Annotated in this window: 22 protein-coding genes and 3 tRNA genes; 10 read left to right on the forward strand and 15 right to left on the reverse strand. The window is 60.6% G+C overall.

Annotated elements, in window-relative coordinates:
* The first annotated feature begins 36 nt into the window (after window positions 1-36).
* From dctP to AADA15_RS10295, 4 genes are all read left to right on the forward strand, one after another.
* Window positions 37-1,134: a TRAP transporter substrate-binding protein DctP gene (dctP, locus tag AADA15_RS10280; protein WP_341641473.1), complete on the forward strand. Its 1,098-nt coding sequence runs from the start codon at window positions 37-39 to the stop codon at window positions 1,132-1,134.
* A 95-nt stretch (window positions 1,135-1,229) separates the two neighbouring features.
* Window positions 1,230-2,552, forward strand: a complete 1,323-nt coding sequence (locus tag AADA15_RS10285; RefSeq protein WP_341641474.1) for a TRAP transporter small permease subunit — start codon at window positions 1,230-1,232, stop codon at window positions 2,550-2,552.
* Window positions 2,553-2,555: 3 nt separating this feature from the next.
* Window positions 2,556-3,911 carry a TRAP transporter large permease gene (locus tag AADA15_RS10290; protein ID WP_341641475.1) on the forward strand — a complete coding sequence of 452 codons (1,356 nt, stop codon included), beginning with the start codon at window positions 2,556-2,558 and terminating at the stop codon, window positions 3,909-3,911.
* A gap of 328 nt (window positions 3,912-4,239) precedes the next feature.
* Complete coding sequence (locus tag AADA15_RS10295; RefSeq protein WP_341641476.1) at window positions 4,240-5,280, forward strand: fatty acid desaturase; 1,041 nt, start codon at window positions 4,240-4,242, stop codon at window positions 5,278-5,280.
* 625 nt (window positions 5,281-5,905) lie between these two features.
* Here the strand turns inward: AADA15_RS10295 and AADA15_RS10300 are convergent.
* A complete protein-coding gene (locus AADA15_RS10300; protein WP_341641477.1) occupies window positions 5,906-6,940 on the reverse strand; it encodes a TRAP transporter substrate-binding protein in 1,035 nt (344 codons plus the stop codon).
* Window positions 6,941-7,001: 61 nt separating this feature from the next.
* Window positions 7,002-8,195 (reverse strand): cytochrome P450, encoded by a 1,194-nt coding sequence (locus AADA15_RS10305; protein WP_341641478.1) that lies wholly within the window; start codon window positions 8,193-8,195, stop codon window positions 7,002-7,004.
* Between the two features lie 129 nt (window positions 8,196-8,324).
* Between AADA15_RS10305 and AADA15_RS10310 the strand changes: the two genes are divergently transcribed.
* Window positions 8,325-9,230 (forward strand): LysR family transcriptional regulator, encoded by a 906-nt coding sequence (locus tag AADA15_RS10310; protein ID WP_341641479.1) that lies wholly within the window; start codon window positions 8,325-8,327, stop codon window positions 9,228-9,230.
* Window positions 9,231-9,278: 48 nt separating this feature from the next.
* On the opposite strand, the gene AADA15_RS10315 is transcribed toward AADA15_RS10310, so the two are convergent.
* A complete protein-coding gene (locus AADA15_RS10315) occupies window positions 9,279-10,268 on the reverse strand; it encodes a GT-B fold glycosyltransferase domain-containing protein (RefSeq protein WP_341641480.1) in 990 nt (329 codons plus the stop codon).
* A 61-nt stretch (window positions 10,269-10,329) separates the two neighbouring features.
* Complete coding sequence (locus AADA15_RS10320; RefSeq protein WP_341641481.1) at window positions 10,330-11,205, reverse strand: hypothetical protein; 876 nt, start codon at window positions 11,203-11,205, stop codon at window positions 10,330-10,332.
* Between the two features lie 339 nt (window positions 11,206-11,544).
* Here AADA15_RS10320 and AADA15_RS10325 point away from each other — a divergent pair.
* Together AADA15_RS10325 and AADA15_RS10330 are read left to right on the forward strand one after the other, a co-directional pair.
* Window positions 11,545-11,620, forward strand: a tRNA-Thr gene (locus AADA15_RS10325).
* A gap of 65 nt (window positions 11,621-11,685) precedes the next feature.
* Window positions 11,686-12,042, forward strand: a complete 357-nt coding sequence (locus tag AADA15_RS10330; protein ID WP_341641482.1) for a DUF6538 domain-containing protein — start codon at window positions 11,686-11,688, stop codon at window positions 12,040-12,042.
* A 210-nt stretch (window positions 12,043-12,252) separates the two neighbouring features.
* On the opposite strand, the gene uvrB is transcribed toward AADA15_RS10330, so the two are convergent.
* Window positions 12,253-14,451 carry an excinuclease ABC subunit UvrB gene (gene uvrB / locus AADA15_RS10335; RefSeq protein ID WP_341641483.1) on the reverse strand — a complete coding sequence of 733 codons (2,199 nt, stop codon included), beginning with the start codon at window positions 14,449-14,451 and terminating at the stop codon, window positions 12,253-12,255.
* Between the two features lie 206 nt (window positions 14,452-14,657).
* Here uvrB and AADA15_RS10340 point away from each other — a divergent pair, with 206 nt between their 5' ends.
* From AADA15_RS10340 to AADA15_RS10350, 3 genes are all read left to right on the forward strand, one after another.
* On the forward strand, window positions 14,658-14,969 hold the full coding sequence (locus AADA15_RS10340) for an ETC complex I subunit (protein ID WP_341641484.1): 312 nt from the start codon (window positions 14,658-14,660) through the stop codon (window positions 14,967-14,969).
* Between the two features lie 8 nt (window positions 14,970-14,977).
* On the forward strand, window positions 14,978-15,454 hold the full coding sequence (locus tag AADA15_RS10345) for a GNAT family N-acetyltransferase (RefSeq protein ID WP_341641485.1): 477 nt from the start codon (window positions 14,978-14,980) through the stop codon (window positions 15,452-15,454).
* A 35-nt stretch (window positions 15,455-15,489) separates the two neighbouring features.
* Window positions 15,490-15,566: transfer RNA gene (locus AADA15_RS10350), tRNA-Arg, on the forward strand.
* A gap of 258 nt (window positions 15,567-15,824) precedes the next feature.
* Here the strand turns inward: AADA15_RS10350 and AADA15_RS10355 are convergent.
* From AADA15_RS10355 to AADA15_RS10400, 10 genes are all read right to left on the reverse strand, one after another.
* Window positions 15,825-15,899: transfer RNA gene (locus AADA15_RS10355), tRNA-Gln, on the reverse strand.
* A gap of 119 nt (window positions 15,900-16,018) precedes the next feature.
* On the reverse strand, window positions 16,019-17,008 hold the full coding sequence (locus AADA15_RS10360) for an NADPH:quinone reductase (RefSeq protein WP_341641486.1): 990 nt from the start codon (window positions 17,006-17,008) through the stop codon (window positions 16,019-16,021).
* Window positions 17,009-17,146: 138 nt separating this feature from the next.
* On the reverse strand, window positions 17,147-18,805 hold the full coding sequence (locus AADA15_RS10365; protein ID WP_341641487.1) for a transcriptional regulator: 1,659 nt from the start codon (window positions 18,803-18,805) through the stop codon (window positions 17,147-17,149).
* Between the two features lie 277 nt (window positions 18,806-19,082).
* On the reverse strand, window positions 19,083-19,892 hold the full coding sequence (locus tag AADA15_RS10370; protein ID WP_341641488.1) for an MBL fold metallo-hydrolase: 810 nt from the start codon (window positions 19,890-19,892) through the stop codon (window positions 19,083-19,085).
* Between the two features lie 348 nt (window positions 19,893-20,240).
* Window positions 20,241-21,401, reverse strand: coding sequence for an ABC transporter substrate-binding protein (locus AADA15_RS10375; protein ID WP_341641489.1), 1,161 nt, complete (start codon window positions 21,399-21,401; stop codon window positions 20,241-20,243).
* 50 nt (window positions 21,402-21,451) lie between these two features.
* Window positions 21,452-23,347: an AMP-dependent synthetase/ligase gene (locus tag AADA15_RS10380; RefSeq protein ID WP_341641490.1), complete on the reverse strand. Its 1,896-nt coding sequence runs from the start codon at window positions 23,345-23,347 to the stop codon at window positions 21,452-21,454.
* Window positions 23,348-23,358: 11 nt separating this feature from the next.
* Window positions 23,359-24,132, reverse strand: a complete 774-nt coding sequence (locus AADA15_RS10385) for an ABC transporter ATP-binding protein (RefSeq protein WP_341641491.1) — start codon at window positions 24,130-24,132, stop codon at window positions 23,359-23,361.
* Window positions 24,132-24,899, reverse strand: coding sequence for an ABC transporter ATP-binding protein (locus AADA15_RS10390; protein ID WP_192965887.1), 768 nt, complete (start codon window positions 24,897-24,899; stop codon window positions 24,132-24,134). The genes AADA15_RS10385 and AADA15_RS10390 overlap by 1 nt, the downstream gene beginning before the upstream one ends.
* Window positions 24,896-25,981, reverse strand: a complete 1,086-nt coding sequence (locus tag AADA15_RS10395) for a branched-chain amino acid ABC transporter permease (RefSeq protein WP_341641492.1) — start codon at window positions 25,979-25,981, stop codon at window positions 24,896-24,898. The genes AADA15_RS10390 and AADA15_RS10395 overlap by 4 nt, the downstream gene beginning before the upstream one ends.
* Window positions 25,982-25,985: 4 nt before the next feature.
* Complete coding sequence (locus AADA15_RS10400; RefSeq protein WP_341641493.1) at window positions 25,986-26,861, reverse strand: branched-chain amino acid ABC transporter permease; 876 nt, start codon at window positions 26,859-26,861, stop codon at window positions 25,986-25,988.
* Between the last annotated feature and the right edge of the window lie 20 nt (window positions 26,862-26,881).

The raw sequence follows: 26,881 nt of genomic DNA on the forward strand, positions 1-26,881 counted from the left end.
CTGTCGCAAGACAGGAAAAGGGAGGAATTGAGTATCATGACAAAAATCGTATCGCGCCGCCGCGCGCTGACCGCTCTTGCCGGGGCTGGAGCTGCCGGGCTGGCCGCGCCCCATATCGCAACAGCCGCCAGCCATACGAAAACCTGGAAGGTGCAAACATCCTGGCCGGGCGGCGCCGGGCTTCAGATCTTCAAGGACTGGTGCGGGACCATCGTCGAAAAGACCGGCGGTGAGCTGGCGTTCCAGCCCTTTGGCGCCAATGACGTCGTCGGCGACTTCCAGCTCTATGACGCGGTCAAGAACGGCGTTCTGGACGCGGTGAATCCCTTCACCATCTACGCGCAAGGCATCATTCCGGCGGCGGTCTTCCTGTCGTCCTTCCCGCTGGGCCTGCGCAACCCGCATGAATATGACGTCTTCTACTACGGCCTTGGCGGGATCGACATGGCCCGCGAGCTGTACAAGGCGCAGGGTATGCACTTCGTCGGCCCGATCCACCACGGTCCGAACATCATCCATTCCAAGGTGCCGATCCGCTCGATCGACGATTTCCGTGGCCGCAAAATGCGCCTGCCCGGCGGCATGGTCGCCGAGATCTTCACCGAAGTTGGCGCCGAAACCACCGTTCTGCCCGGCTCGGAAATCTTCCCGGCGCTGGAAAAGGGCACCATCGACGTGGCCGACTATGTGGGCCCCGCGGTGAACTACTCGCTCGGCTTCAGCCAGGTGACCGACTATATCGTCATGGGCCCTCCGGGTTTCATGTCGCTCTACCAGCCGGTGGACATCATGGACCTCACTGTGGGCATGGACAGCTGGAATGCGCTTTCGCCGCAGATGCAGCAGTTCGTCGAGATGGAAACCCACGTCTATTCCGACATGCACCACGCCGCGATCCAGGCCGCCGACCAGGAAGCCTGGAAGAAGTTCGAGGCCGATGGCACCGAGGTTACCCGCCTCAGCCAGGACGATGTGGAGCTGATGACCGAGGTCGCCGTGCCCGTCTGGTACAAATACGCCAACCGCGACAAGTCCAGCGCCCGCGTCTTCAAGACGATCCTCGACTACATGCAGTCCGGCTCGCTTGGCTATGTGGACCCGGCCCTGACCGAGGGCATGACCCTGGATCTGTGATCCGAACCACAGCACCTTGAACCGCGTCGGACCCGCACATCGCGTGCGGGTCCGTTTGTGAGACAGCTCATCTCTAACATCAACGGGGGATCCCCATGCCCAGTCTCGATGTGTCCTTGCCCCATTGGGCCTATTGGATCGGACTGATCGTCTTCCCGCTGGTGGCCATGTTCCTGGCCCGCAGGCCCAAAACCGGCCCCAGCAAATACACCAACTCGCTTGGCTACTTCATTCTTGTGACCGGCGGCATGCTGGGTCTGCACCGGTTCTACCTGCGCAGCCTTGTCGGCCTTGCCTACATCCCTGTCTTCGTGCTGATCCTGATCGCAAATTCGAACGGCCAGGAAGCACGCAGCATTCTGTCGGACGCCTCCAACGTGGTGCGCCAGGCGGAACGCACGCTGGAACGCGAAGAGGGCCGCGTTGCCGCTGCCGAGGCCGATCTGCCCACCCTGCGCGAGGAACTGACCGCCGCCGAGGAAGGCTCGTTTGCCCAGCGGCGCGCGGAAAAGAACATAGAGCGCGCCGAGAAGCGTATCTCGGACGGCCAGGAACGCATCGCCCAAGCGAAGACTGACCTCGAAACCGCCGCTCCAGCCCTGGAGGTTGCCGGCGAGAACATGGCCTTCTGGAACCAGGTCGGGGCCTATGCGCTATACGTGCTGCTGGCTGCAATGCTGGTGGACGCGGTATTGATGCCGGGCCTGGTGCGCCGGGCCAATCAGAACCTGCCCGAGGAAGAGCCGGAAACCGAAGCCGAAAAAGCCCTGCGTGAGTTGGAAGAGGCCGAGAAGGTCGAGGATTCCAGCCATGTGTCGACCGGCTGGACCGGATGGATCGACCGCACGTCCCTGATGGCGGGCGAGTTCGTCAGCTACTGGGCCGTGATCGCGGTCTTCGTCTATTACTTCGAAGTGATCAGCCGCTATGTCTTCGGCTCGCCCACCAACTGGGCGCATGAGGCGATGTACCTGATGTTCGGCATGCAGTACCTCATTGCCGGCTCCTACGCGATGCTGACCGAGGCGCATGTGCGGGTGGACATCTTCTACGCGCCGCTCAGCCGCCCCAAACGGGCGTGGGCGGATCTGTTCACCTCGATCTTCTTCTTCATCTTTGCCTTCACCCTGCTGTTCACCGGCTACAAATTCGCGCTGGATGCAAATGCGGTGGCCACCGGCAACGGCGTGGTGTCCGAATGGGCGCGCGGCAACATCGGCTTTGGCGAGATGCTGGGCAGCATGAACCTGGCGCAATGGACCGATCCGAATATCCGCTGGGGCGAGATCAGCTTCAATGAATGGGAAATCCCGCTGTGGCCAATGAAATGGGTCATGGTGATCGGCGGCCTGCTGCTGGTCCTTCAGGGCATTTCCAAGCTTGCGCAGGACGTGCGCGCAATCGTGAAGGGGGCCTAAGACATGGGTCTGGAAATTGGAATCGAGTGGCTGACACTCATCATGTTCGGCTCGCTCCTGGCCCTTCTGATGGCCGGGCTGCCGCTGGCCTTTGTGACCGGGGGTCTGGCCTGCGTCTTCCTCTATCTCCTGGGGGACGAGCGGGCGCTCAACATCGTCCCAAGCCGGATCTTCCCGCTGATGACCAACTATCAGCTTTCGGCGATCCCGCTCTTCATCTTCATGGCCTCGATGCTGGAAAGGGCCGGGATAATCAACGACATGTTCGATGTGATCTACAAGGTGCTGGGCGGCGTCAAAGGCGGTCTGGCAGCGGCAACGATCATCGCATCGACCGTTCTGGCGGCCATGGTGGGCGTGATCGGCGCGGCCGTTGTAACCATGGGCATCATCGCCCTGCCCGCCATGCTGAAACGCGGCTATGATCCGAAGATCGCGATGGGTTCGATCATGGCGGGCGGCACGCTCGGCATCCTGATCCCGCCGTCGATCCTGGCGATCATCTATGCGGTGGTGGCCGAGCAGTCGGTGGGCGAATTGTTCATCGGCGCGGTCTTTCCGGGGCTGATGCTGTCGGGCACCTATGTCCTGTATGTGATTGCCCGCTCCACCATCAACCCCACGCTCGGCCCGCCGATCCCGGTCGAGGAACGCGTCAGCTTTGCCGAGAAGGTTCGCCTGATGGGCAATATGTCGGCACCCATCGCGCTGATCGTGATCGTGCTCGGCGTGATCTTCACGGGTGTTGCAACCCCGGTGGAAGCCGCCGGCATCGGCACTTTCGGCGCCTTCATCGTCGCCGCAATCCACCGCAAGCTGGACTGGCAAACGGTGCGCGAAGCCTCGATCGGCACGCTCAAGGCAAGCGCCATGGTGATCTGGATCATGTTCGGCGCCACCATTTTCGTGGGGCTTTACGTTCTCGAAGGCGGTCAGCAGTTCGTACAATCGGCGCTTGAGGCAACCGGTTTCGGTCCCTGGGGCATCCTGATCATCATGATGTTCGTTCTGGTCATTCTGGGCATGTTCCTCGACTGGGTCGGCATCCTGCTGCTGTGCGTGCCGATCTTCGTGCCGATCATCAAGGCAATGGGCCCCGAGCCGTTCGGCCTGACCTCCGAAGCCGATCTGGTCCTGTGGTTCGGCGTGCTCTACCTCGTCAACATGCAGATGAGCTTTCTGTCGCCGCCCTTCGGCTATGCGCTGTTCTACCTGCGCGGCGTGGCCCCGGCCGAGATCCCGATGTCGGATATCTTCAAATCCGCGCTGCCGTTTCTGGCGCTGCAGATCGTCGGCCTGGTGCTGTGTATGGTCTTCCCCGAGATCATCACCTGGCTGCCACGGCTGGTTTACGGCTGACGCCAAAGCGGCGTGGCCGCCAAGTCAGGATCATAATGAGCCGCCCTGTCCGGGGCGGCTCATTTCATTTTGCGCCAACCTTCAAAACTCACCCTGTAACGCCTTGCGGCCCATTGTCTCTGCTCCCCGCCGCCGCGCCCCTGCGAGAAAAGGCAAATCTCCCTCAAAATCAAAACCTTGAATGCGACGTTGCGCGCCCTGTGCAACGCCTGATTGACCCAAAGGCAGCTGATCCAGCCCCACAAGTGGATAACAGAGTTTCAAATTCCTCTTGCTATAGCCACATACTCAGGTATCCGGGCAGTAAGAAACACAAGACTACAGGCGCATGACCGACATCATCGACCCCAAAGGCCCCGCACGCGGCGCAACCCCTGCCCGCGACTGGGTCAAGACCCTTGCCACCTATCGCGATCCAAACCGGCTGCGCAGCGCCTTTGAGCTGGGGGCCACGGTTGTGCCCTTTGTCCTCCTCTGGGGCCTCGCGTGGTGGAGCCTGTCGATCAGCTACTGGCTGGCCTTCGGGATCTCGCTTGTGAACGGGGCGTTTCTGGTGCGGCTGTTTGCGATCCAGCACGACTGCGGCCATGGCGCCTTTTTCCCAAGCCGGACCATCAGCGATTGGATCGGCCGGGCAATGGGGGTGGTCACGCTCACGCCTTATGACGTCTGGCGCCGGACCCATTCGATCCACCACAGCGCCACCGGCAACCTGGATAAACGGGGCATGGGCGATGTACACACGCTGACCCTGGCCGAGTACCGTGCGCTGGGGCGCTTTCAGCGGCTGGTCTATCGTCTTTATCGCAATCCACTGGTCCTGTTCGGCCTCGGCCCCGGCTATCTGTTCCTGCTGCAGAACCGTATCCCGCTGGGATTGATGGACAGCGGCAAATACTGGCTCAGTGCCATGCTCACCAATCTGGTCATCCTCGCTGCTCTGGTGACCATCTGGTACTATGGCGGCTGGCAGCCGCTGGTGCTGATTTTCCTGCCCAGCACCCTTATGGCGGCCACAATCGGCGTCTGGCTGTTCTATGTGCAGCACCAGTTCGAACACACCAACTGGGATCACGATCCCGACTGGCAGCTGCATGAATCCGCTCTGCATGGCAGTTCCTACTATCAGCTGCCCGCAGTCCTGCAGTGGTTCAGCGCCAATATCGGTATCCACCACGTGCATCACCTATACAGCCGCATCCCGTTTTACCGGCTGACCGAAGTGCTGCGCGATCATCAGGAACTGGCCGAAAGCAACCGCATGACCATCCGTGAAAGCCTGGCCAATGCGCGCCTTCACCTGTGGGACGAGGACAGCCGCCGCCTTCTCTCTTTTGCCGAAGCGCGCCCTCTTCTGGCCCGAAGCTGAGGTTGTCAGGCCGATCAGGACTGCCGCGAGGCTGCCGTAAACACTCGGTTATCTTAGCTTAATAAATGGAAAACTCGCCGTATTTTGACTGCGTTTGGAAACCTTCTGTTTGCCACTGCCATGCCAGAGGTTAAGACCTTGGTAGGTGTGGGAACCAGTCATGATGCATTTTTCTCTTGATAAGGAAGAGGCCGCGCTTCGGCGGCGCGCCTTGTTCCGGCTGTTGCGCCGGTTTGATTTTGACGCGCCGGAGTTCCGCGGCGAGGCGATCTCGGCTCCGGTACATGAGCGCGTAAGCGCACCCGAGTATGAGCAACCGTGTCACTCGATCCTGGCCGACAAAGCTTTGCCTCGACGCCAGGCGCAGGCTGATGCAACTGCAATCGCGGGGCCTCCTCGGGAATGGGCCGGAAGCAGTCGCGGTTTTTCGGCAAGGCCCTAGTCACAGGTTTGCGCCGGGATCGGCAAAACAAGCGCCGATCAGCCCCAATCTGAGCAAAACGTGGGGTGACAGGCCAGGCACGATACGCCTCAGTCGCCACTTTGCATGCAAAAAAGGGCGCAGGTTGCTGCCTGCGCCCTTCGTCGTTGCGTTCGATTTTCTGCCCGATTTGAACGCCTGCTATTACCCGCCGTGTTTGGTGATGAGCGATTTTGCCTGTTGGATCAGGGCTTCGCCGTCCACGCCCTTGGCGTTCATCTCTTCGACCCATCGGGCAATCACGGGCTGCGCCTTTTCCTTCCAGCGCGCCACTTCCGCCTCGTCCAGAACAAAGATCTCATTGCCCTTGTCCTCGGCGATCTCTCGACCCGGCGCATCGCGTTCCAGCATCACGCGGGCAGCAAAGGCGGATAGCTTCTGCCCGGATTCCGCATCCAGAATTGCCTTCAGATCATCCGGCAGCGCGTTGTACTTGTCCCGGTTCATCACCAGAACGATGGTCGCAGTATAGAGCGATTCGTTGCCGCTGAACTCAGTGTGATGCTCGACAAGGTCACTCAGCTTGACCGCAGGTGTCACCTCCCACGGGATCACCGTGCCGCTGATCACGCCTTTGGACAGCGCCTCGGGGATCGCAGGCAGCGGCAGCCCCACGGGCGTCGCACCCAGCTCTTTCAGCATGTCGGTGATGATCCGGGTCGGCCCGCGCAGGGTCTGCCCTTCCATATCCTCAAGCTTGGTCACGCCGCTTTCGGTATGGATGACACCGGGTCCATGCACCCAGGCGCCCAGCACCTTCACGTCCTTGTATTCACCCTCCTGCAGGTCGGTTTCGACCAGTTCCATAAACGCCTTGGAGGTCGCAATCGGGTCGGTCATCATGAAGGGCAGTTCAAAGACCTCGGTCTTGGGAAAACGGCCCGGCGTGTACCCCACCACGGTCATTACCATATCGGCGACCCCATCGGCGGCCTGATCCATCAGCCCCGGCGGCGTGCCGCCCAGGGACATGGCGTCATAGTGTTCGATCTTGATGCGCCCGTTTGAGGCGGCCTCTACCTCGGCCGCCCAGGGTTTCAGGATCATTTTCGGCACCGTGGCGGGCGGCGGCAGGAATTGGTGCAGCCGCAGGGTGACCTCTTGGGCCGCGACCGCCACAGGCGTCAGCGCGGTAGCAGCGGCAAAAAGCGCCGCACCCAGTATTTTGCGTGTCATCATGTTCTCCTCCCAGATGATGATTTATTGGCCAGAGTATCCGGCATCTCCTCCCATCAGTGACCTACATCAGTGTCACCGGCAGATTGCGTGGTCCGCGGAACCCGAACCCGTAGAACTGTACAGGCTCGTCTTTTGCCAGTTCCATGTTCGGGAACCTGTCAAACAGCATGGGCAGCATGATATTCGCCAGCATCCGGCGGGCGATATGGGTCCCCTGACAGAAATGCGGCCCGTTGCCAAAAGCCTGATGCGGCTTGCGGGGGCGAAAGATGTTGAAGCTTTCCCCATCGTCTCCGTAGATGTCCTCGTCCCGGCAGGCAGAGGCCTGGATGGTCATCACCGTATCGCCCTTGGGGATCACATATCCGCGGATCTCGGTGTCCTCCATAACCATGCGTGAACTCGCCTGGATCGGCGCGACCCAGCGCACCCCCTCCTCAAAGGCCTCGCCCCACATGTCCTTGGTCTTGGCCTCGGCCAGTTGATCCGGGTTGGTGAAGAGCCCGTAGAGAATGGTCAGAAGCGCATCGCGCGGCTCGTTGATGCCGCCGCCGATGGCGATCTTGATGTTGGAAAAGATCTGGCTTTCGGGGATCGGATCCTCCGCATTGACCATCACCGACAGGGCACTGGGGTTGGGATCCGCCAGATGGCGCGGAATGGCGGCCCGGAACAGCGCGTCCATTTCATCGTTGGCGGCATCGCAATCGGCAAAAAGCGCGTCCGTGAAGGCGAAATTGCCGGCCCCGTCGATCAGGATCTGGCTCCAGCGCTGCATGTCGTCATCGCTGGCTTCGGGAATGCCCAGAAGGTGCTTGAGGCAATGCGCCGCAAACGGCCCGGCCAGTGCGGGAAACAGGTCCACCGTCTGTCCGCGCGGCAGGCCCGCGACGAAATCCTCGGCGATCTTCGTGTAAATCCCCTCCCAGCAGCCCTTGATGTTGCGGCCCGTGAAGGTCGGCGCCATGGCCTCGCGCTCGCGCGCGTGCTCGGCCCCGTCCTTGCGCATCAGGGTATGGGCGCGAAACGCCCGTGTCATCGGGGTCTTGGGATCATTCGAGCTGAACAGAGCCGGGTTGTCCTTCACGTATTTCGTGTCCTCGGCCTTGGTCAGCAATGTGCGCCCAAGCGAAGATACCCGCACCACAGGCGCCTCGCGGCGCAGGCGCTGGTAAATGGGATAAGGATCCAGGGTCAGATCCTGAATGGTGATCTGCTCGTCCTGTGGCGGTTTGCTCACCGTGGAAACGCTCATCTTCTCCCCCCGTTTTCACCTTGGAGGGAAAGCCTAAAAGGCGAAGTGAAAATGAGGCAATCCGATCAAACTGATTTTCTCAATCGAATTATTGCATGCATATCGTTTCATATGGGTTAGACTACATGCATGAGCGAGACGCCTGACCCATTGAACCTTGATTTTGCCGCCCTGCGGACCCTGCGCCTCGTACATGGCTACCGATCCTTCTCGCGGGCGGCAGAGACGCTGACCGTCAACCAATCCACGGTCAGCTACACGATCGACCGGCTGCGCCGCGCCTTTGGAGATCCCCTGTTCGTGCGGCAAGGCGGACGCATGGTCGCGACCGAACGCTGCGAAGAGATCGTCGCCAGCACCAGCCGCATGCTGGACGAAATGCTGCAACTGGCCGAGCCGCGCGCCTTTGACCCCGGCCGCGCCGAGGCCGAGGTGATCATTTCCTGCAATTACTATGAACGGGCCACCATCCTGCCCCGGCTGATGCGCAGGCTGCGGCAGGTTGCGCCAGGGTTGCGGCTGACGGTGCGCACCTCGACGGTGGAAGGCAAACAGCACCTTGACCGCGGCGAGAGCGATCTGGTGATTGGCCCCGTGCGCATCGAGGGCAGCAGCTATTTCCGCCGGACCCTGCTACGGGAGCACTCGGTCATGGTGATGGCCCGCGGCACGCCCGCCGATCGGATGCCGGGCACCGAAGCCGCCTTTCTGGCGGCTCCGCAGGTGGTGGTGACCTATGGCGATTCCTGGCGCTCGCGCTTTCTGGTCGAAATTGCAGCGGCAGGCAGAACGCTGAACCAGGTGATGTCCATTCCAAGCCCGGCTGCCCTGCCAGAACTGCTGGAGGGTACAGATCTGGTGGCGACCCTGCCCAGCCGCCTTGCCGCGCATTTTGCTGAGCGGGTGCAAACCGCACCCTGCCCGTTTCGCGGAGAATTCGAGATCGACCTGACCTGGACCTCCCGCACCCATCATTCGCCAATGCACATCTGGCTACGCGACCAGATCGCCCAGGCCTGCCAAAGGCACGCGTAAGGGACAGGCCGGCTTAGGGGGCAGACCTGCCAGAAGCAGGCGCAGGGGTCAGCGCATCCACAGACCGTTTGACTTGATCCGGTTGCGGATCACCTGCTCGCGCCGTGGCAGGTTGTCCTGATCGAACAGCGCACGCACCTTGGCCCCGCGTCCCTGGTAAACCATGCGCTTGATCGGCTCGTAACCTTTCAGCACCTTCTTGATCCAGTTGGGCGCTGCGACCTCTTCCAGCACCTTGATGACCCGGTCATCTTCCCGTGCATAAAGCAGTGGAAACAGCCGGTAGTGGCAACTGGTCCTGCCATCAAGATACCCCGGCTCCAAGGCGTCGCGTCCGCCGCCGAACGAGTGGATCACAAGCGGCAGGGCGATCTGGTCAAGCCAGGGATCCAGCGCCTGCCCGACCAGCTCCACCGGCAGATCATCCCGGATCGAGGTGGCGTATTCGGCGAACCGCACCCCAAAGCGATGCGGACAGGCCCCGTAGAAGAATCCGGCATTGAAATAGAGATAGCGCCGCCAGTGACCCTCCGGCTGACCGGGGTCCTGACTGCTGGCGAAATCGAGACCGAACCGATCATAAAGCGCGGCCCAGATCTCTGCGGTTCCCGGCCCGTAAAGCGTCGGCTTCGGCCAGGTCCCCTCGCACCTGAGAGAGGCCGACGGGCGGTCAAAGTCGAAGGGCACCTCTGACAGCTCATCCGTGATCAGCGTATCGCTGTCAAAAAACACGAAGGGCTCCCCCTCGGGCAGGGCCATCAGGGCCTCGATCTTGTTGCCGTGGGGATAGCTTTCGCCAAAATACCGGCTGTCAAAGGGCAGCACCTCGGCCCCCAGCCGGTCAAGGAGTTCCAGAACGCCCCGATTGCGGACCTCGGGGTCTTTTTCCCACAAAGGCCCCGCGCGCGGCGTGGCCACGAACAGACGCCCCCGGAAACCCGGCGCGCTGTGCCGCAACGAGGCTGCAAAAAGCGCGGCCTCATATTGCAGCCTGCCCGCCTGGCCGATGATGACAATGTTGAAGGGCTGCCCTGCCATCACTGCCCCTTGCGATCGGCTGTGGCGTCCAATGTCGGTGTCAAGACAGAAGGCGCCACGATCAAGCCGACAGCACCTTGACGCCTGGGATGGCTGCAATCGCTTCCAGATCCGCATCATAGCGGATCGACAGCTCTTCGATCAGCGCTTCGGTCCATCCCGGCAGGTCGACCTCTTCCTCGATCTCATCAGCAATCGCGTATTTGTCAAGAAATGCGGCAATGACCCTGTGTTTCTGTGGTTCGGTCAAGTCCTTGTGTTCATGCAGGTAGGCCCGCAGGCGTTTCATGCCCTCGCTGGACATGATTGCAGAGAGCAGGTCCATCCCCCCGGTCAGCCGCTCCCCCGCTTCGAACCCCAGCAGGGAGCGCAGTATGTCCGCCCAGATCAGCGGCATTTCCTCATAGGCCCAAACCGTGATCGGAACGTCGGGAACAGCCGTCCTGAGACGCAGCACCAGATTGGACCATCGCAACGACAGCAGGTCGCACTCGCTCAGGATCTGGGCGGCGCGCTGCGGCTGCATCCCCCGCAACAGGGCGGGAAGGAAACTGGCCGGATCGCGCAAACCGATCTGGATTTCCAGTTCCTCGTCCTCAAGGAGCTGCCTGAGCGCCCCGATGCGCATTTCGGCCTCCGGATAAAACCCGTGACTGTCGATCGCATGGCGCGGCGGGCCAAGGAAATGCGGATTGGACAGAACCACACGCTCGGCCTCTTCCTCATCGAGGATCGCATCCCACAGGACACCGCTGCCTTGCATGGGGGTGCGCCCCTCCACTATGGCATCCACACAATCGCTCAGAAGATAGCGGTATTTGCCGGGACCAGGCACCACAGTGCCACGCTTGCCGGCCCCATCCCTATTGAGCAACAAGGCCTTGAGCAGACGGTCCCCTTCCGTCTCATGTGCGCCCGCATGAATGATGACCTGCATGAATGGGCCTATGCCTTCAGATGATAAGTCTTAGCAAGGCTTACTCTGGCAGCCCGCGCGCGTCAAACACAGCCGCGGACAGATCCTTTCCGGGTTTCACGGCTGTAGGCGTCAATTCCTGTCGCATTCTTCTGCATGAGAGCAGGCGAAAACGGCAGCCAAGGCCCTTCCCGGAGCGCGGACTGAAATTCAGCACGAAAATGGCTGACATACGGATTGCGCTTCCTTCGCCGATCGGTTAAACGCCGTTTCTGTGATGAGCACGTCACCCCCCGCATTTTGGAGGAGCTGACACGCCAGTGCATCACAGCCTTAAAAGCCAAGTGTTTTCAAAGGCATGCCCCTATAGCTCAGCTGGTAGAGCAACTGATTTGTAATCAGTAGGTCCGCGGTTCGAGTCCGTGTGGGGGCACCATTTCTCCATCTAAGGCATTGCCCTGCATCAGCTTTTGACCTGATCAAAGCGAGGCGTGGAACAGATTGGAGAACATTTCGCGCAGCTATGTCTTCGTGAAGGAAGGCACCTACTACTTCACCCGCCGTATCCCGGTGGATCTGCGACAGCATTACACTTCGGCCAGAATCTCCTACTCTCTGCGAACCAGATCCGGTGCCATCGCTCTCTCACGGGCGAAGAGGGCTGCCTGCAAGCTGGACGAATACTGGTTTCACCTTCGCATTCAGGATGCGGAACTCCCCGGCAAACACCTTCTTCGGCAGGGGATGACCAGACAGGCTCCTCTCACAGAAGAACACACCTCTGTCACATCCGATGTTCTGACGCTGTCGGAGGCTGTGGTGACGTATCTGCGTCCTCAAAGGTCAGGGACGCCCTGAGACCTTCCACCGTGCCGCACATCGCTCCTGCGGCTACGCGATCGACGTCTGCGGGCACACATCCGCGTTGCACAAGAGCGGTGTCGCAGGAGGGCCAGTTTGCGGGCCTGTACGTCTTGTGCCCCCGTCTCCCCGCCCTGCCCGGCCATCACGCCACTTTATTGCAAATCCGCCCGCATCTGACCGGCGCGACGGAACCGGAGCACACCCTCAGGAGTACTTTTTCTGGGATTTCCCCCGGTACGTGCGGGTTCCGGCCTTGCCAGCCGTCGACCGGCCCCGCGATTTCACGGCCGCTTCGGAGGCTGCCTCCACCGCCGATTGGCGGGCCAGGGGATCGTCCGAGATGGCCAGATCCACCGCTTCCAGCCGCTTGATCTCGTCGCGCAGGCGGGCGGCCTCTTCGAACTCGAGGTTTTCCGCCGCCTTGCGCATGTCCTCGCGCAGGCCATTCAGATGCGCCTCAAGGTTGGCGCCATGCATCGGCTTGTCGATATTGGCGGTGACGCGGTTCATGTCCACATCGCCCTGGTAGAGGCCAGCGAGCACATCCTCGACGTTCTTTTTGACCGTCGCGGGCGTGATCCCGTGTTCCTCGTTATAGGCGATCTGCTTGGCGCGGCGGCGCTCGGTCTCGCCGATGGCGCGCTCCATCGATCCGGTGATGCGATCAGCGTACATGATCACGCGGCCCTCAGCGTTGCGCGCGGCGCGGCCGATGGTCTGGACCAGCGAGGTTTCCGAGCGCAGGAAGCCTTCCTTGTCGGCATCCAGAATGGCCACCAGCCCGCATTCGGGGATGTCGAGACCTTCGCGCAAAAGGTTGATGCCGATCAGCACATCGAAGGCCCCGAGGCGCAGATCGCGCAGGATCTCGATCCGCTCCAACGTGTCGATGTCGCTGTGCATGTAGCGCACCTTGATGCCCTGCTCGTGCAGGTATTCTGTCAGATCCTCGGCCATGCGTTTGGTCAGCACCGTACAGAGCGTGCGGAAGCCATCGGCAGAAACCTTGCGGATCTCATCCAGCAGATCGTCCACCTGCATCTCGACGGGGCGGATTTCAACCTGTGGATCCAACAGGCCTGTTGGCCGGATCACCTGTTCGGCAAAGACCCCGCCCGATTGCTCCAGCTCCCAGGCCGCCGGGGTGGCCGAAACAAAGACCGATTGCGGGCGCATGGCGTCCCATTCCTCGAACTTCAGCGGACGGTTGTCCATGCACGACGGCAGCCGGAAGCCATGTTCGGCGAGGGTGAACTTGCGCCGGTGGTCGCCCTTGTACATGGCGCCGATCTGCGGCACCGAGACATGGCTTTCATCGGCAAAGACGATCGCGTTGTCGGGGATGAATTCAAACAGGGTCGGCGGCGGCTCGCCCGGTGCGCGGCCGGTCAGATAGCGCGAGTAGTTCTCGATCCCGTTGCAGTGGCCCGTCGCCTCCAGCATTTCGATGTCGAAATTGGTGCGTTGCTCCAGCCGCTGCGCCTCCAGCAACTTGCCCTCGCCCACCAGCTGATCCAGCCGCATCCGCAGCTCTTTCTTGATCTCGATGACCGCCTGATTGAGCGTCGGCTTGGGCGTCACATAGTGGGAGTTCGCATAGACGCGGATCTGATCGAAGGATCCCGTGCGCTCGCCGGTCAGCGGGTCGAACTCGGTGATTGCCTCCAGCTCTTCGCCAAAGAACGACAGCTTCCAGGCACGGTCCTCAAGGTGGGCCGGGAAGACTTCCAGAGTGTCGCCCCGCACTCGGAACGAGCCGCGTTGAAACGCCTGATCGTTGCGTTTGTACTGTTGGGCGACGAGGTCTGCCATGACCTGCCGCTGGTCATACATCTCCCCGACTTTCAGATCCTGGGTCATCGCCGAATAGGTCTCGACCGAACCGATACCGTAGATGCAGGAGACCGAGGCAACGATGATCACATCGTCGCGTTCCAGCAGTGCCCGCGTGGCCGAGTGGCGCATGCGGTCGATCTGCTCGTTGATCTGGCTCTCCTTCTCGATATAGGTATCCGAGCGCGGCACATAGGCCTCGGGCTGGTAGTAGTCGTAGAAGGACACGAAATACTCGACCGAGTTCTCCGGGAAGAAGCCCTTGAATTCGCCGTAAAGCTGCGCCGCCAGCGTCTTGTTCGGGGCCAGAATGATGGCGGGGCGCTGGGTCTCCTCGATCACCTTGGCCATTGTAAAGGTCTTGCCGGTGCCCGTCGCGCCAAGCAGTACCTGGTTGCGCTCTCCTTCCCGCACGCCCTGGCTGAGTTCGGCAATGGCCGTGGGCTGATCACCGGCCGGGTCGAACTCGGTGTTCATGACGAAGCGTTTTCCGCCTTCCAGCTTGGGGCGTTGCTGGGCTGCGCGCTCGGTCATCTTCGGCTCTGTTTTGTCGGAGTGGGCGTAGGGCATCGTGGGTCCTGTCTGGTGCGGCCTCACACTTGATCTCTTTTTGTTCCAGATCAAGGGGGCAAGATCACAAAAGCGTTTCCATCCGGCGCGACAATGAGTGATGGCAGAGCTTTCCTGTTGCCTTGTAGCAATTCACCGGCAAATCGATCTTGCCGCAGCGCGCGGATCATCGCATATACACTGTAACGGATAAGTAGGAGACTGAAATGCAAGCGCGTATTTATCGGCCCGCAAGAAACGCCATGACCTCGGGTATGGCCAAGACCCGCAAGTGGGTTCTGGAATTTGCACAGGCCAGCGCGCGCGAAGTAGATCCCCTGATGGGCTGGACCTCTTCTGCTGACACTCAAAGCCAGGTCCGTCTGCGTTTCGACAGCAAGGAAGAGGCGCTGGAGTATGCCAAGGATCACGGCATCGAGGCCGAGGTGATCGAGCCCAAGCAGCGCAAGGCCAATATTCGCCCCGGTGGATATGGTGACAACTTCGCCACCAACCGCCGCGGTCCCTGGACCCACTGAGCCGCGCAATGATCGATTTCCAGATTTCTCCGGCCAGCCCCAATGATCGTGAGGCTGAGCTTCTTATTCGGAGGCATCTGGATCAAATGGCGTCCCAGTCCCCCGAAGAAAGCTGCCATGCGCTGGATGGCAGTGGTCTGGACAATCCTTCGGTCGCGTTCTTTCTGTTGCGCCGCGAGGGAATGGCGCTTGGCATGGGGGCACTCAAACGCCTCGCAGAAGACGCATTCGAGCTGAAATCCATGCATACCCTGGCCGAAGCGCGCGGCAGCGGCGCCGGCCGTGCAATGCTGGAGTATCTTCTGGACCTGGCGCGCGGCGAAAACGCGGCCGGGATTTACCTTGAAACCGGATCGACACCGGATTTCCAGCCTGCCCGAAAACTCTACGAGTCTTATGGCTTTACGGAATGCGGTCCTTTCGGCGACTACGCCGAGGACCCCTGGTCCACCTTTATGCACCTCGATCTGCGCAGCGTGCCTTGACCCCTCTGGTATCGGTGTCGTAACTGGAGCGCAGCGGTCCCTTAGCTCAACTGGATAGAGCAGCTGACTTCTAATCAGCAGGTTGAGGGTTCGAGTCCTTCAGGGATCGCCAATCTCCCCCGAATCCATGGCCGCAAAGGCTCACGCGCGTGCGCGGCGACATGTCTTGCCAGAGGCGGAACATCACGAAAGAAAAGAGGCGGCCATGGCACCTTGATCAGGGGCCGAACGGCTGCGCCGTTGTGCGAGGCACCGGTTGCCGCAACTGGTGGCCTTGTCCCGCCTTGCACCCTGCTGCCGGAACATCCTTACATCGAGCGGCCCGGAAAAAGGCCGGACCAACAAGGCTAACTGGTCTTTCAAAGGAAAATGGCTGGGGTGGTAGGATTCGAACCTACGATACACGGTACCAAAAACCGCTGCCTTACCACTTGGCTACACCCCATCGGTGTCCGGCCTTCTAAAGGGAGTTCGGAGGCTGCGCAAGGGGTTTTTGAAAAAATCTGGAGAGGTTTTTTTCACATCTCTCCAGCCCCTCACCCAATGCCCTTAATTCCTTGAGTTCTATGAGGTTTGCAGCAAAATCGCTCCGCTGCGATCGCCCTTTTCAACGGCCTCATGAGCCTGTGCCGCCTGCTCCATCGCAAAGACCTGTGCAATCGGAACGGTCAGCCCGCCCTCCTCCAGGGCGCGGTGCAGACGGGAGATTGCGGCCTGCCTTTGCTGCGCGGTCAGAAGATACACCAGCGCCATCTCGAGGGTCACCGCTTTGAACATCAAGGGATAGAATGGCAGGGTGGGCTGCATCATTTTTGCGGACCCATAGGCCGTGATCCGCCCGTTGGGTGCAATGACTTCGGCATCCACTGCCGCGTTGAGGCCGAATTCCACTTCAACAATGCGATCGACCGGGCGGCCGCTGTTTGCAGACAGGATCTGATCGACAAGATCCGCGGCGCGATAGTCCAGGACGGCATCTGCGCCGGCCGCCAGGACCCGCTCGCGTGCCGCGGGGGAACAGGTCGCGATCACATGCGCGCCTCCCCATTTGGCGAGCTGCACAGCCAGGTAGCCCACCGTTCCGGCCCCGCCCTGAACCAGAACCGTCTTTCCGGTCACATCCCCACCGGCAAACACCGTGTGGCAGGCCGTCAGACCCGGAATACCCAAAACCGCTCCGGTTTCCAGGCTGGCCTCATCCGGCAGCATGACCGCCTGTTCCTGCGGCAGGCAAATCTCGGTCGCTGCGGTGCCAAAGGCACGCTGCCACTGCCCGTTCCAGATCCAGACCCGCTGTCCAAGCCGCGCCGGGTCCACGCCCTCTGCCACCTCGCAGATGACCCCGGCGCCGTCGCTGTGCGGAATGATTGTAGGGAAAGGCAACTCGCTCACCCCGGCCCTTGCGCCGGCCCGCGCCTTGACGTCGGACGGGTTCACTCCCGAGAAGGACAAGGCGACCCGCACCTCACCAGCGGCCAGATCGGGCCTCTCAAGGGTCTCAAGGGACAAGACGTCCCTGGCGGGGCCGAATGCCCGGTAGGTAACTGCCTGCATGATTTCGCTCCAACTCAAACCTCTGGTCGGCCTGTCCGGGGCCGACCATTCGGGGTCAAGGAAGCCGAAAGCGTGGCCTCAGCGCAAGCGGTTTCCGACCAGAGCCGACAAATGTCCGCAGGTCCGGTGGACGCTCCCCTACTCCGGAACGCCCGCCTCCCGCAAAGCATTGGTCCATCGCTCACCCGTGCGCCCGATCGCGCCCGGGCTTTCCTGACGATACCGCGACAGGCTGAAGGTCGGGATCGCATCCAGCAGGTTCTGAACCGTATCCCGGGCCTCTTGCGGGCGCCCTGACATCTGCAGAGCGATAGCCTTGGTGCTCAGGCTTCCGGGATAGAATGCATTGGACTGCAGCGAGCGGTCGGCCAGTTCAATCGCCCTACCGTAATCGCCTGCCGTCAGGTTCGCCAGAGCGGATTCCGCGTCGAAGTAGTACCGCTGCGGACCAAGCGGCGACAGCCGCCGGGCCGCATCGGTGAGCTTCACGGCCTCCTCGGGACGATTTTGATAAGCACGGGTCGTACCCTTCAGCAGAACCGCCAGAGCTTCGTTGGGATTGTCCTTCAGGGCAAGATCGTACTCATTCTGCGCCAGATCGAAATGGAACAGCAAATGGCTCGAGATCGCGCCCCGCAATGTATGCGCAAGGGAGAAAGCCGGGTCCGCTTCCAGAGCAGATGTCGCCATCTGACTGGCCAGATGCGTATCAAGCTGCCGGTCGCTGGAATACCCCTTCTGCACCCGCATGACATGCCAGAAGCCCAACCAGGTCAGCGGCAACGGATGCCGCGGCTCCCGTGCCAGCAGCACATTCAGGATCTCACGGGATTTCTCAAAGGACGACGGTTTCATTTCCTGCATCAGGGAAATTGCCGCCATAAGAAGAGTATGCCCCTCCAGACTGCTCAGCGGCCTGAAGCTGACCAGTCGCACCGCCTCACCTATCAGCGTCTGACCGATCTGGCGGGTCACATCCCGCAAGGCTTCGCTCTGTCCGGTCATCAGGTCCGCAAGAGGGCCTTCGAAACTGCGGGACCAGATGACCTTTTCCCGCACCGCCTCATGCAGTTCGACATCCAGCACCATCTTCTGGCCGCGCACATGGACGACCCCGGACACCAGGTAAGTCACACCAGCGACGGAAGACACCTCGGAAGGGCGCACACGGGTCGGGTCGAACTGACGGGAAGCCAGGTAGGAGGTCACCGTGAAGGCCTGGCTGCGCGCCAGGCAACGGGACAGCTCTTCGGACAACAGAGATCCCAGAGGCGATGTATCTTCTCCGGGTGTGTGCTGCACAAACGGAAGGACCGCAATCGGCGGCAGGAGATCGTCGTAGAGCATCCGCCCCGACACCCCCCTTTGGCCCTCCAGCTGCTCCGAGTTTTTCGCATCAAAATCCGCGCGCATCTGCGCCAGCCAGCTTTCGAACTGAGCTTCATGCGGTAGCTCGAACCCTTCCATGAATTCCGCGTTTCCTTCGGGTTCGATGAACTGGACACGCTGGAGATCCAATGTGACCCTTTCCCGATTGGCACTGATGGCCTTCGCGGCCTCGGGACCAAGGTGCCGTTTCAGCGTCGACAACGCCGTTCGCAAACTGGCTTTTGCCTGCTCTGGTTGCGCAAGGCTCCACAACGTATGTTCCAGAAAGGCGCGTGTTCGAATTCCCGATGCAGAGGTCGAAAGCAGCGCAAGAAGCGCCTGATGCTTTGCCCCCAGAGGAACGCTGCTTCCATCGGCGCGAAACACGCCAAAGGCGCCAAATTGGTTCAACCTGATCAAAATACTCATACGCACACCCAATTAACCGTGACACAATGATGAAATTACAGCAATTCGGCGCAAACATGTAGCGAAAAAGCATATTTTTCAAAAATTGAATGGATTAATGCACCAACCGAATACCCCAACCAGATATTTTTTACAATTAAAGGGTGCAAAATGCAAAGATGGATGCCACTGCCTGCAGCGCAGCCAGTGTTTCTCGCTCAGAAATCCCCCCGTTCCATCAATCCGGGAGACCTTGCCGCGCAGCCCTTCTAAGCAATTAGTTTTGCTTTTCTGAAAATCAAATCGGAATAAAACTGTAGCCATCGCTGGCGCGCACAACCTGCCCCAGCCCTCCGTCGGGCAGATGGTAGCCAATGACTCGAATTTGATCATGCGCAAGCTGATCCAGGAGCCCGACGCGCGTTCCTGCGGCCATATCCGGATCATGGTCGGTTCCTACATGCCATGAAGGCTGTGCAAAGCTGACGTGATGGTTGCCGATCGCGTCGCCCAGGACCATTACGCTCTCACTGCCGGACCTCAGCTCAAACGACATGTGACCAGGTGTGTGCCCATGGGTCGCACGCGCGGCCACGCCCGGCAGGATCTCCTCACCGTCGTTGAAGCGTGTGATCTGATCCTCAAGGATTTCCATGCGACGGTAGGCGCCGGCAGCCATGGTGGCCCGTTCGTCCCCGATTGTGTCGATGGTTTCCGGGTCGAACCAGTAGTCCCATTCCTTTTGACCCATCATATGTTCGGCGTTGGCAAACAGGGGATCATCGAAATCGTCCAAAACACCCCAAAGATGGTCCGGATGCGCATGCGTGAACACGACGTGGGTGATCTCGTCCGGCGTAACTCCCGCCTGTTCCAGCGCGAGGGGCAGCCGTCCGGCGCTGTCCTGAAACGCAGGACCCGACCCTGCATCAAACAGCACGACCCGATCGCCGTGGCGCAACAGCGTAATGTTCAGCGGTGGTTCCAGTGGGTCTTGTGTTATCCCGTGGCGAGACAGGATCGGATCGAGCTGTTCATCCGACAAATCCGGAAACAGAAATCCCTTCGGCAGAAGAAGGTTGCCATCCGACAAAGTCTGGATGGTCATATCGCCGACCGTCAGAGCCCCACTCGCCGTCGTGCTGGCCCTTGTCAGCGAAGGAAGCCCTCCAGCCGCCAGAGCTCCCGCCGCAATACCATGCAAAAATTCCCGCCGTTTCATCCTGTTGATCCCACCCTGCACCGTTTGCTTTTGTGGATTATAAAAGTGTTTCAGGTCGGCAAATAAGCCAATAGCGCTGACACACTTAACATTCACATACCTGAATTTATATAGGGCAATGTTCGACTATGTAAAGAAGAACCGAGACGGCATCTTTTCAAAACGGCACCACTCGAAAAAAAACGACCGGCGCGGAACACCGCACCGGTCACAGAACCTCAGATTGAGATCAGTTTATTGACGGCTCAGTTCTTTCCATTTGCCGTTCTCGACGATCGAAATCACGATATCGTCGGCGCCCCGGTGATCGTCGGCCCCGTAGCTGATCTGCGCATCGGTCAGCTCATCATAGTAGGTGAGGCTTTCCATCCCTTTGAGAAAGCTCTCGTGCGTGAGATCCCTGCCCGCGACTTCAAGTGCGCGGATGACCGTGTCTGCGGCGGAATAGCCGAGCATCGCAAAGCCACCGGCGGGCTGGCCGAACTTCTCTTCATAGGCCTTGATAAAGGCTGCCGGCACCGGCTGATCCGCGCGCGCCAGAAGGCTCACCCAACCGGAGGCCGCATACAGGCCGTCGGTCACGCCGCCCGGAACCGCCGCAACCACATCAAGGAAACCGGCAGACGTGTTGAGGAACTTCACGTCGGTCCAACCCAGCTTCTTGGCCGTTCCGACCACCGTGATGGCCTGACGCACACCCAGCCCCATGGTGACAACGTCACACCCGGCCGATTTGAGCTTGGTCAGCGAGCCGACAAAGTCCAGCTCGTCGGGCTTGTGCGAGGTCTCTGCCGCATAGGTCAGGCCCAGTTCCCCGACAACATCCTGGGTGCTTTCCTGGATTTCCTTGCCAAAGTCGGAAGGAATATACATCGAGCAGATTTCCTTGGAGTCGAACTCACCAGCAAGGTACTTCACGCCAACCTGCACCTGGTCATAGTAGCTGGAAAAACCGATGAACTTGTTGTCCATGGGATCCTGAAGCATCTGGCGCGCTGCGGAGAGCGGGCCAAGGTTCGGAATACCCTTGGGATCCATCAGTTTGAAGCCCGCCACATTCATCGGCGTGCCCAGCGACAGCAGCATGGCAAAGGCCTTGTCGCGGTTCAGCAACTTGTTGTAGCCCTGCATCGCGCGCGGGATCTGATAGCCGTTGTCCTCCACAACGAACTTGATCTGGCGCCCATGAACGCCGCCCGCCGCGTTGAGTTCGTCAAAACGCATGTTGGCGCCATTGACGGCCGGTACCCCGACCGCAGCAAAGATCCCGCTCAGATCGTTGACCGAGCCGATGACGATTTCCGTATCGGAAACCCCCTGGGTTTCGGCCTGGACGGCGGTTGCACCCGCAAGGGCCATCGCCGATACCGTCAGCGCAGATGTCAGTTTCTTCATTTTCGCTTCCTCCCTGGATATGCGTTCGGCGTCTGTTTCCATGTGCGCCGTCAGTACATGTCGTCGATCAGTGCCTTGTGTTTCTTCTCCACGAAGCTGCGTTTCAGCTTCATTGTCGCCGTCAGCTCGTCGTCCTCGGCCGTGAGCAGAACGTTGATCAGGCGGAAATCCTTGATCTGTTCGACCCGCGCGAACTCCTTGTTGACCGCTTCGACCTCTGCCCCGATCTGCTGCACCACCTCCTCCGCAGCGCAGAGCGACGCAAAGTCGCTGAATGGTATCTTGCGGTCCTGTGCGAATTTCTCAACATTTTCCTGATCGATCATGATCAGACAGGTGAGATATTTGCGCGCATCCCCGATCACCACCGCGTCCGAGATATAGTGGCTGAACTTCAGTCGGCTCTCGATTTCCGCCGGGGTGATGTTCTTGCCCCCTGCGGTGATGATGATGTCCTTGATCCGCCCGGTGATGGTCAGGTTCCCCCGATCATCCAGCCTCCCGACGTCGCCCGTGCGCAGCCAGCCATCCTCGGTAAAGGTTTCGGCGGTCTTTTCGTTGTTGCGCCAGTAGCCCTGAAAGTTGTTGAGCCCCAGGGTCTGGATCTCGCCGTCCTCTGCGATGCGCAGCTTCACGCCCGGAACCGCGGGGCCAACCGTGCCGGGGGCGTTGCTATCGAACGTATTGGTCGTGGACAGGCCCGCGTTTTCGGTCATCCCGTAGCCTTCGATCAGCGGCACGCCGATGGACCAGTACCAGGTCAGCAGTTCGGGCGAGATTGGCGCCGCCCCGGTGCCACCCCGGCGCATCTTGTCCATACCCAGCATCCGGCGCAGGTTGCGCAGGACCAGAAAATCCCAGATCGCATAATTGGCCGCAACGCCCGAGGGCACGGGCTTGCCATGCATCACGTATTCGGCCCGCTTGCGCCCCGCCTTCACCGCCTGATGAAACGCCATGCGGCCAATGGGCGTCGCCTCCTGCGCCAGCACCAGAACGCGGGAGTAGATCTTTTCCCAGACCCGCGGCACCGCAAAGAAGGTCGCGGGAGACACCTCCTGCATGTTGTCGAACACGGTTTCAGGGCTTTCGGCAAAGTTCACCGTGCTGGTTGCCGCCAGCGGGAAGTAGACCGACACGTTGCGTTCCAGAATGTGACAGAGCGGCAGGAAACACAGCTGTTCGTCATTGCCCGTGAATTCCAGCGCCCGCGCCCCGGCTTCGATTGAGGCCAGGATGTTCTCGTTGCTCAGCATCGCGCCCTTGGGCATGCCGGTGGTGCCGGAGGTATAGATCAACAGCGCGGTATCCTCGGGCCGGGTATTAGCGATTTCGGCCTCATAGGCACCGGGATGCTGCGCCTCATAGGCTTTGCCCATCTCGTAAAGCTCATCGATGAACAGGCACTTTTCATGATCGAGATCATGCAGCCCTTCGCGCTCGTAAATGATGACTTTTGCCAGACCCGGCACCTGATCGGCAATTTCCAGATATTTGTCGAGCTGTTCGTCGTTTTCCACGAACAGGAACCGGCTGTCGCTGTCATTGACCAGATAGGCCAGTTGCGAGGCGGAGTCGGTCGTGTAAACGCCCGAAGCGATGCCCCCGACCCCCTGAATGCCCATGTCGGAGTACAGCCATTCGCGCCGGTCCTCGCTGAGGATCGAGACCACCTCGCCCCTTTTGAGGCCCAGTGACATCAGGCCAAGGCCGATCCACTTGGCATGGTTCCAGTAGTCGCTCCAGGAATAGGCTTTCCAGATGCCCATATCCTTTTCGCGATGTGCGGTTCGCCCTCCCAGCGCCGCGCAGCGCTGCTGGAACAACTGGGTTATCGTGGTGCAGCCGTCCACCATGACCGGGCGCTGGCCCGGCTCGGCATTGAACGACACGCCATTGATGAGAACCTGCGGGTGTGCGGTCTGTCCAAGGTTTTGCATGTTCATCCCTTCCCCCCTTAACGCCACGTCTTCTTGCGCTTCCAGCGCTTCTCGCCGCGCTGGCCTTCTTCCTGATGGCCCAGGTAGAAGGACTGGATATCCTCTGACTGCATCAGCCGGTCGGCTGTGCCGTCCATCACGATGCGGCCGATCTCCATCACATAGCCGACATCGGCCAGCTCCAGCGCGATGCGGGCGTTCTGCTCCACCAGCATCATGGTCACATGTTCCTCGGCGTTGAGTCTGCGCAGGATCGCAAAGATCTCCTGCACCAGCAGCGGTGACAGCCCAAGGCTGGGTTCGTCCAGCAGCATGATCTTGGGCCGCAGCATCAGCCCGCGTCCGATCGCCAGCATCTGCTGCTGACCGCCCGAAAGCGTTCCCGCCTCCTGATCGCGCCGCTCGGCGAGGATCGGGAAGTAGTCGAACACCATTTCCCGGTCGCGCTCGATCTCGGCCTTGTCCGAGCGCGTATAGGCACCCAGGCTGAGATTTTCGTTCACCGTCAGCAGCGGGAAAACCTCGCGCCCCTCGGGCACATGCACGATGCCGCGGCTGACGATCTTGTGCGGCTCTTCGCCCTGAATGGGCCTGCCGGCGAACAGGACCTCGCCCTTTTCGGGGTCCATGATTCCCGAGATCGTCTTCAGAAGCGTGGATTTCCCGGCGCCATTGGCCCCGAGGACCGTCACGATCTGCCCTTTGTCCACCTTCAGCGACACGCCCCGGATCGCCATGATCGGCCCGTAGAAGCTTTCGAGGTTCTTGATTTCAAGCAAAGGCTCACCCATCAGACCGCTCCCGCGCCAAGATAGGCCTCGATCACGGCCGGGTTGGATTGTACCTCTGCCGGGGTACCCTCGGCCAGTTTCGCGCCATCGGCCAGCGCCAGAACCCGGTCGGACACGCCCGAGACCAGCCCCATGTCATGTTCGACCATCAACACCGTGATCCCCATCTGTTTGCGGATGTCATCGATCCACCAGCGCATGTCCTGCGTCTCTTCGACCGACAGGCCCGAGGCCGGCTCGTCCAAGAGGAGGAGCCGTGGTCCCGAGGCCAGCGCCCGCCCCAGCTCCACCACCTTGCGCACGCCATAAGGCAGACCCGCGATCATCTTGTTACGGTAGGGCTGCAGATCTAGGAAATCGATCACCTCTTCCACCGCCTCGCGGTGGCGGTGCTCTTCGGCGCGCACGCGCGGGGCAAAGAACAGCTCTTCGATGAGGGTGCTCTTGCGGTGACGATGCCGCCCCACCAGCAGGTTCTGCAGCACCGTTGCATGATCGAACAGTTCGATGTTCTGAAAGGTGCGCGCGATGCCAAGGTCGGCAACCTCGTCCGGTTTGCACTCCAGCAGGTTCTGCCCGTCAAAGGTGAACTCCCCCGCGAAGGGCTCGTAAAACCGCGAGATCAGGTTGAAGACGGTGGATTTGCCCGCCCCGTTCGGCCCGACGATGGCGTAGACCTCGCCTTCCTCGACGGAGAAGGACAGATCGTTCACGGCCACCACGCCGCCGAATTTCAGCGTTGCGTTCTTGATTTCCAGAAGGCTCATCTCAGACGCTCCGTCTTCAGGTAGGATTTCTGGCGGCGGAACATGTCCTTGCGCGCAAAGGGGAACAGTTCGAACCAGATGCGGATCTTCAGCCAGCGCCCATAGATGCCCATGGGTTCGAACAGGATGAAGAGGATCAGGATCATCCCGAAGACGCCCGTTTCAAGACCCGGAATGGCAACACCGCCTCCGACCACGCTGTCCTTCAGGATCGACAGGCCCTGAGGCAGGAAGGCCACCACGACCGCGCCGAAAAACGCGCCGTGGATAGAGCCGAGGCCGCCAATCACGATCATCATCAACAGCGTGATGGAGATCACGATCGAGAAGGTCTCGTTGTTGAAGGTGCCCGCGTAGTAGCCCATCAAGGCCCCGGCCCAGCCGGTGATCATGCAGGACAGGCCAAAGGCGGTGGCCTTGGTGCGGGCGATATGGACGCCCATTGCGGTGGCCGAAACCTCACTGTCGCGCACCGCCGCAAAGGCACGGCCCAGGGGGGAGCGCAGCAGGTTGCGATAGAACAGCGTGCAGATGATGGTGACGACCAGAACCAGGTAGTAGAACCGGGTTGGCATGGTCCAGCGTTCAATCTCGAAGCCGAAGATCGTGATCATCTCGGGGAACTTGCCCGACACGCCGCCGGTCCAGGGTTCGAGCAGAACGATGATGTCATCGGCCAGGATCGACAGCGCGATTGTAGCGATCGCAAGGTAAATGCCATGCAGCCGCAGGGCGGGAATGGCGATGATTGCGCCGACCACGCCCGTAATGATCCCCGCCAGCGGGAAGGCGATGATGAAGGGCAGGCCCTGCTCGATCAGGATTGTGTTCGTATAGCAGCCGATTGCGAGAAAAGCCGCATGACCAAGGCTGGCCTGCCCGGTCTGCCCCGTCAGCAGCATCAGACCCAGCCCTGCAATGGCCCAGATCAGAACGTTGGTGACCTCACCGATATAGAATTCGTTGATCAGGTAGGGCAGCGCAAAGGCCAGCAGGATCAGCGCGCCATAGACGCAGGCCGTCCACAGATCGGGAAACAGGCGGATGTCCTGCTCGTAGGTGGTTTTGAAATGAATGCGCATGAGATCAGACCTTCTTCACTCGGACCTGGCTGAACAGCCCGTGCGGGCGGAACACCAGCACCGCAAGAAGCAGCGCATAGGGTGCGATCTGCGAATAGCCCGCCGCGAGGTAGCGCGCCGCAAAGGGTTCGATCACGCCGACGATCAGACCACCAGCGAGCGCTCCGGGAAGCGAGCCGAACCCGCCGATGACTGCCGCCGCAAAGGCCTTGATCCCCAGAAGGCCCGCATTGGGATCGATCGCGCCCTTGGAGGCAAAGAGGATCCCGGCCACAGCCGCCGTTGCCCCGGCCAGGCCCCAGATCAGACCCTGCACCCGGCGCACCGGAATACCCATGAAATAGGCCGCCATCTGGTTCTGACTTGCCGCCTGCATGGCAAGACCCAGCTTGGTGCGCTGGAAGAACTGATAAAGCGACCATGTGAGCAGGAAGGTCACCACGATCACGGCGACATCCGCCATGCCCAGCACCACGCCGCCCAGCTGCACATCCCCCAGTGCCAGCGGGCTTTCCAGTGTCTGTGGCTCATGGCCCCAGATCAGACCGGCGACAAAGCGCAGCACAAAGCCCAGCGCGATGGTCAGGATGACCACGGCGGTCTGACTTTGACCGAACAGATGCCGCAAGATGAAAAAGTCGAGCAGGTAGCCAAGCACCGCCATGATCGAAATCGCCAGCGGGGCCGCGATCCAGAACGGCAGGTCCATGTATTCTGCGTTGGTGAGGCCAAGGGTCACAAAGGCCCCCAGCATCATGAAATCGCCCTGAGCGAAATTGACCGCCTCGGTGGCCTTGTAGATCAGCACGAAGCCGAGCGCGATCAGGCCGTAGACACAGCCATTCGCAAGCCCGCTGACCAGGAGCTGCAATACTTCCAAATTTTCCTCCCTCCGCCCGA

Origin of the sequence: Phycobacter sedimenti (genome assembly GCF_038148855.1) — a bacterium.
Lineage (GTDB): Bacteria > Pseudomonadota > Alphaproteobacteria > Rhodobacterales > Rhodobacteraceae > Phycobacter > Phycobacter sedimenti.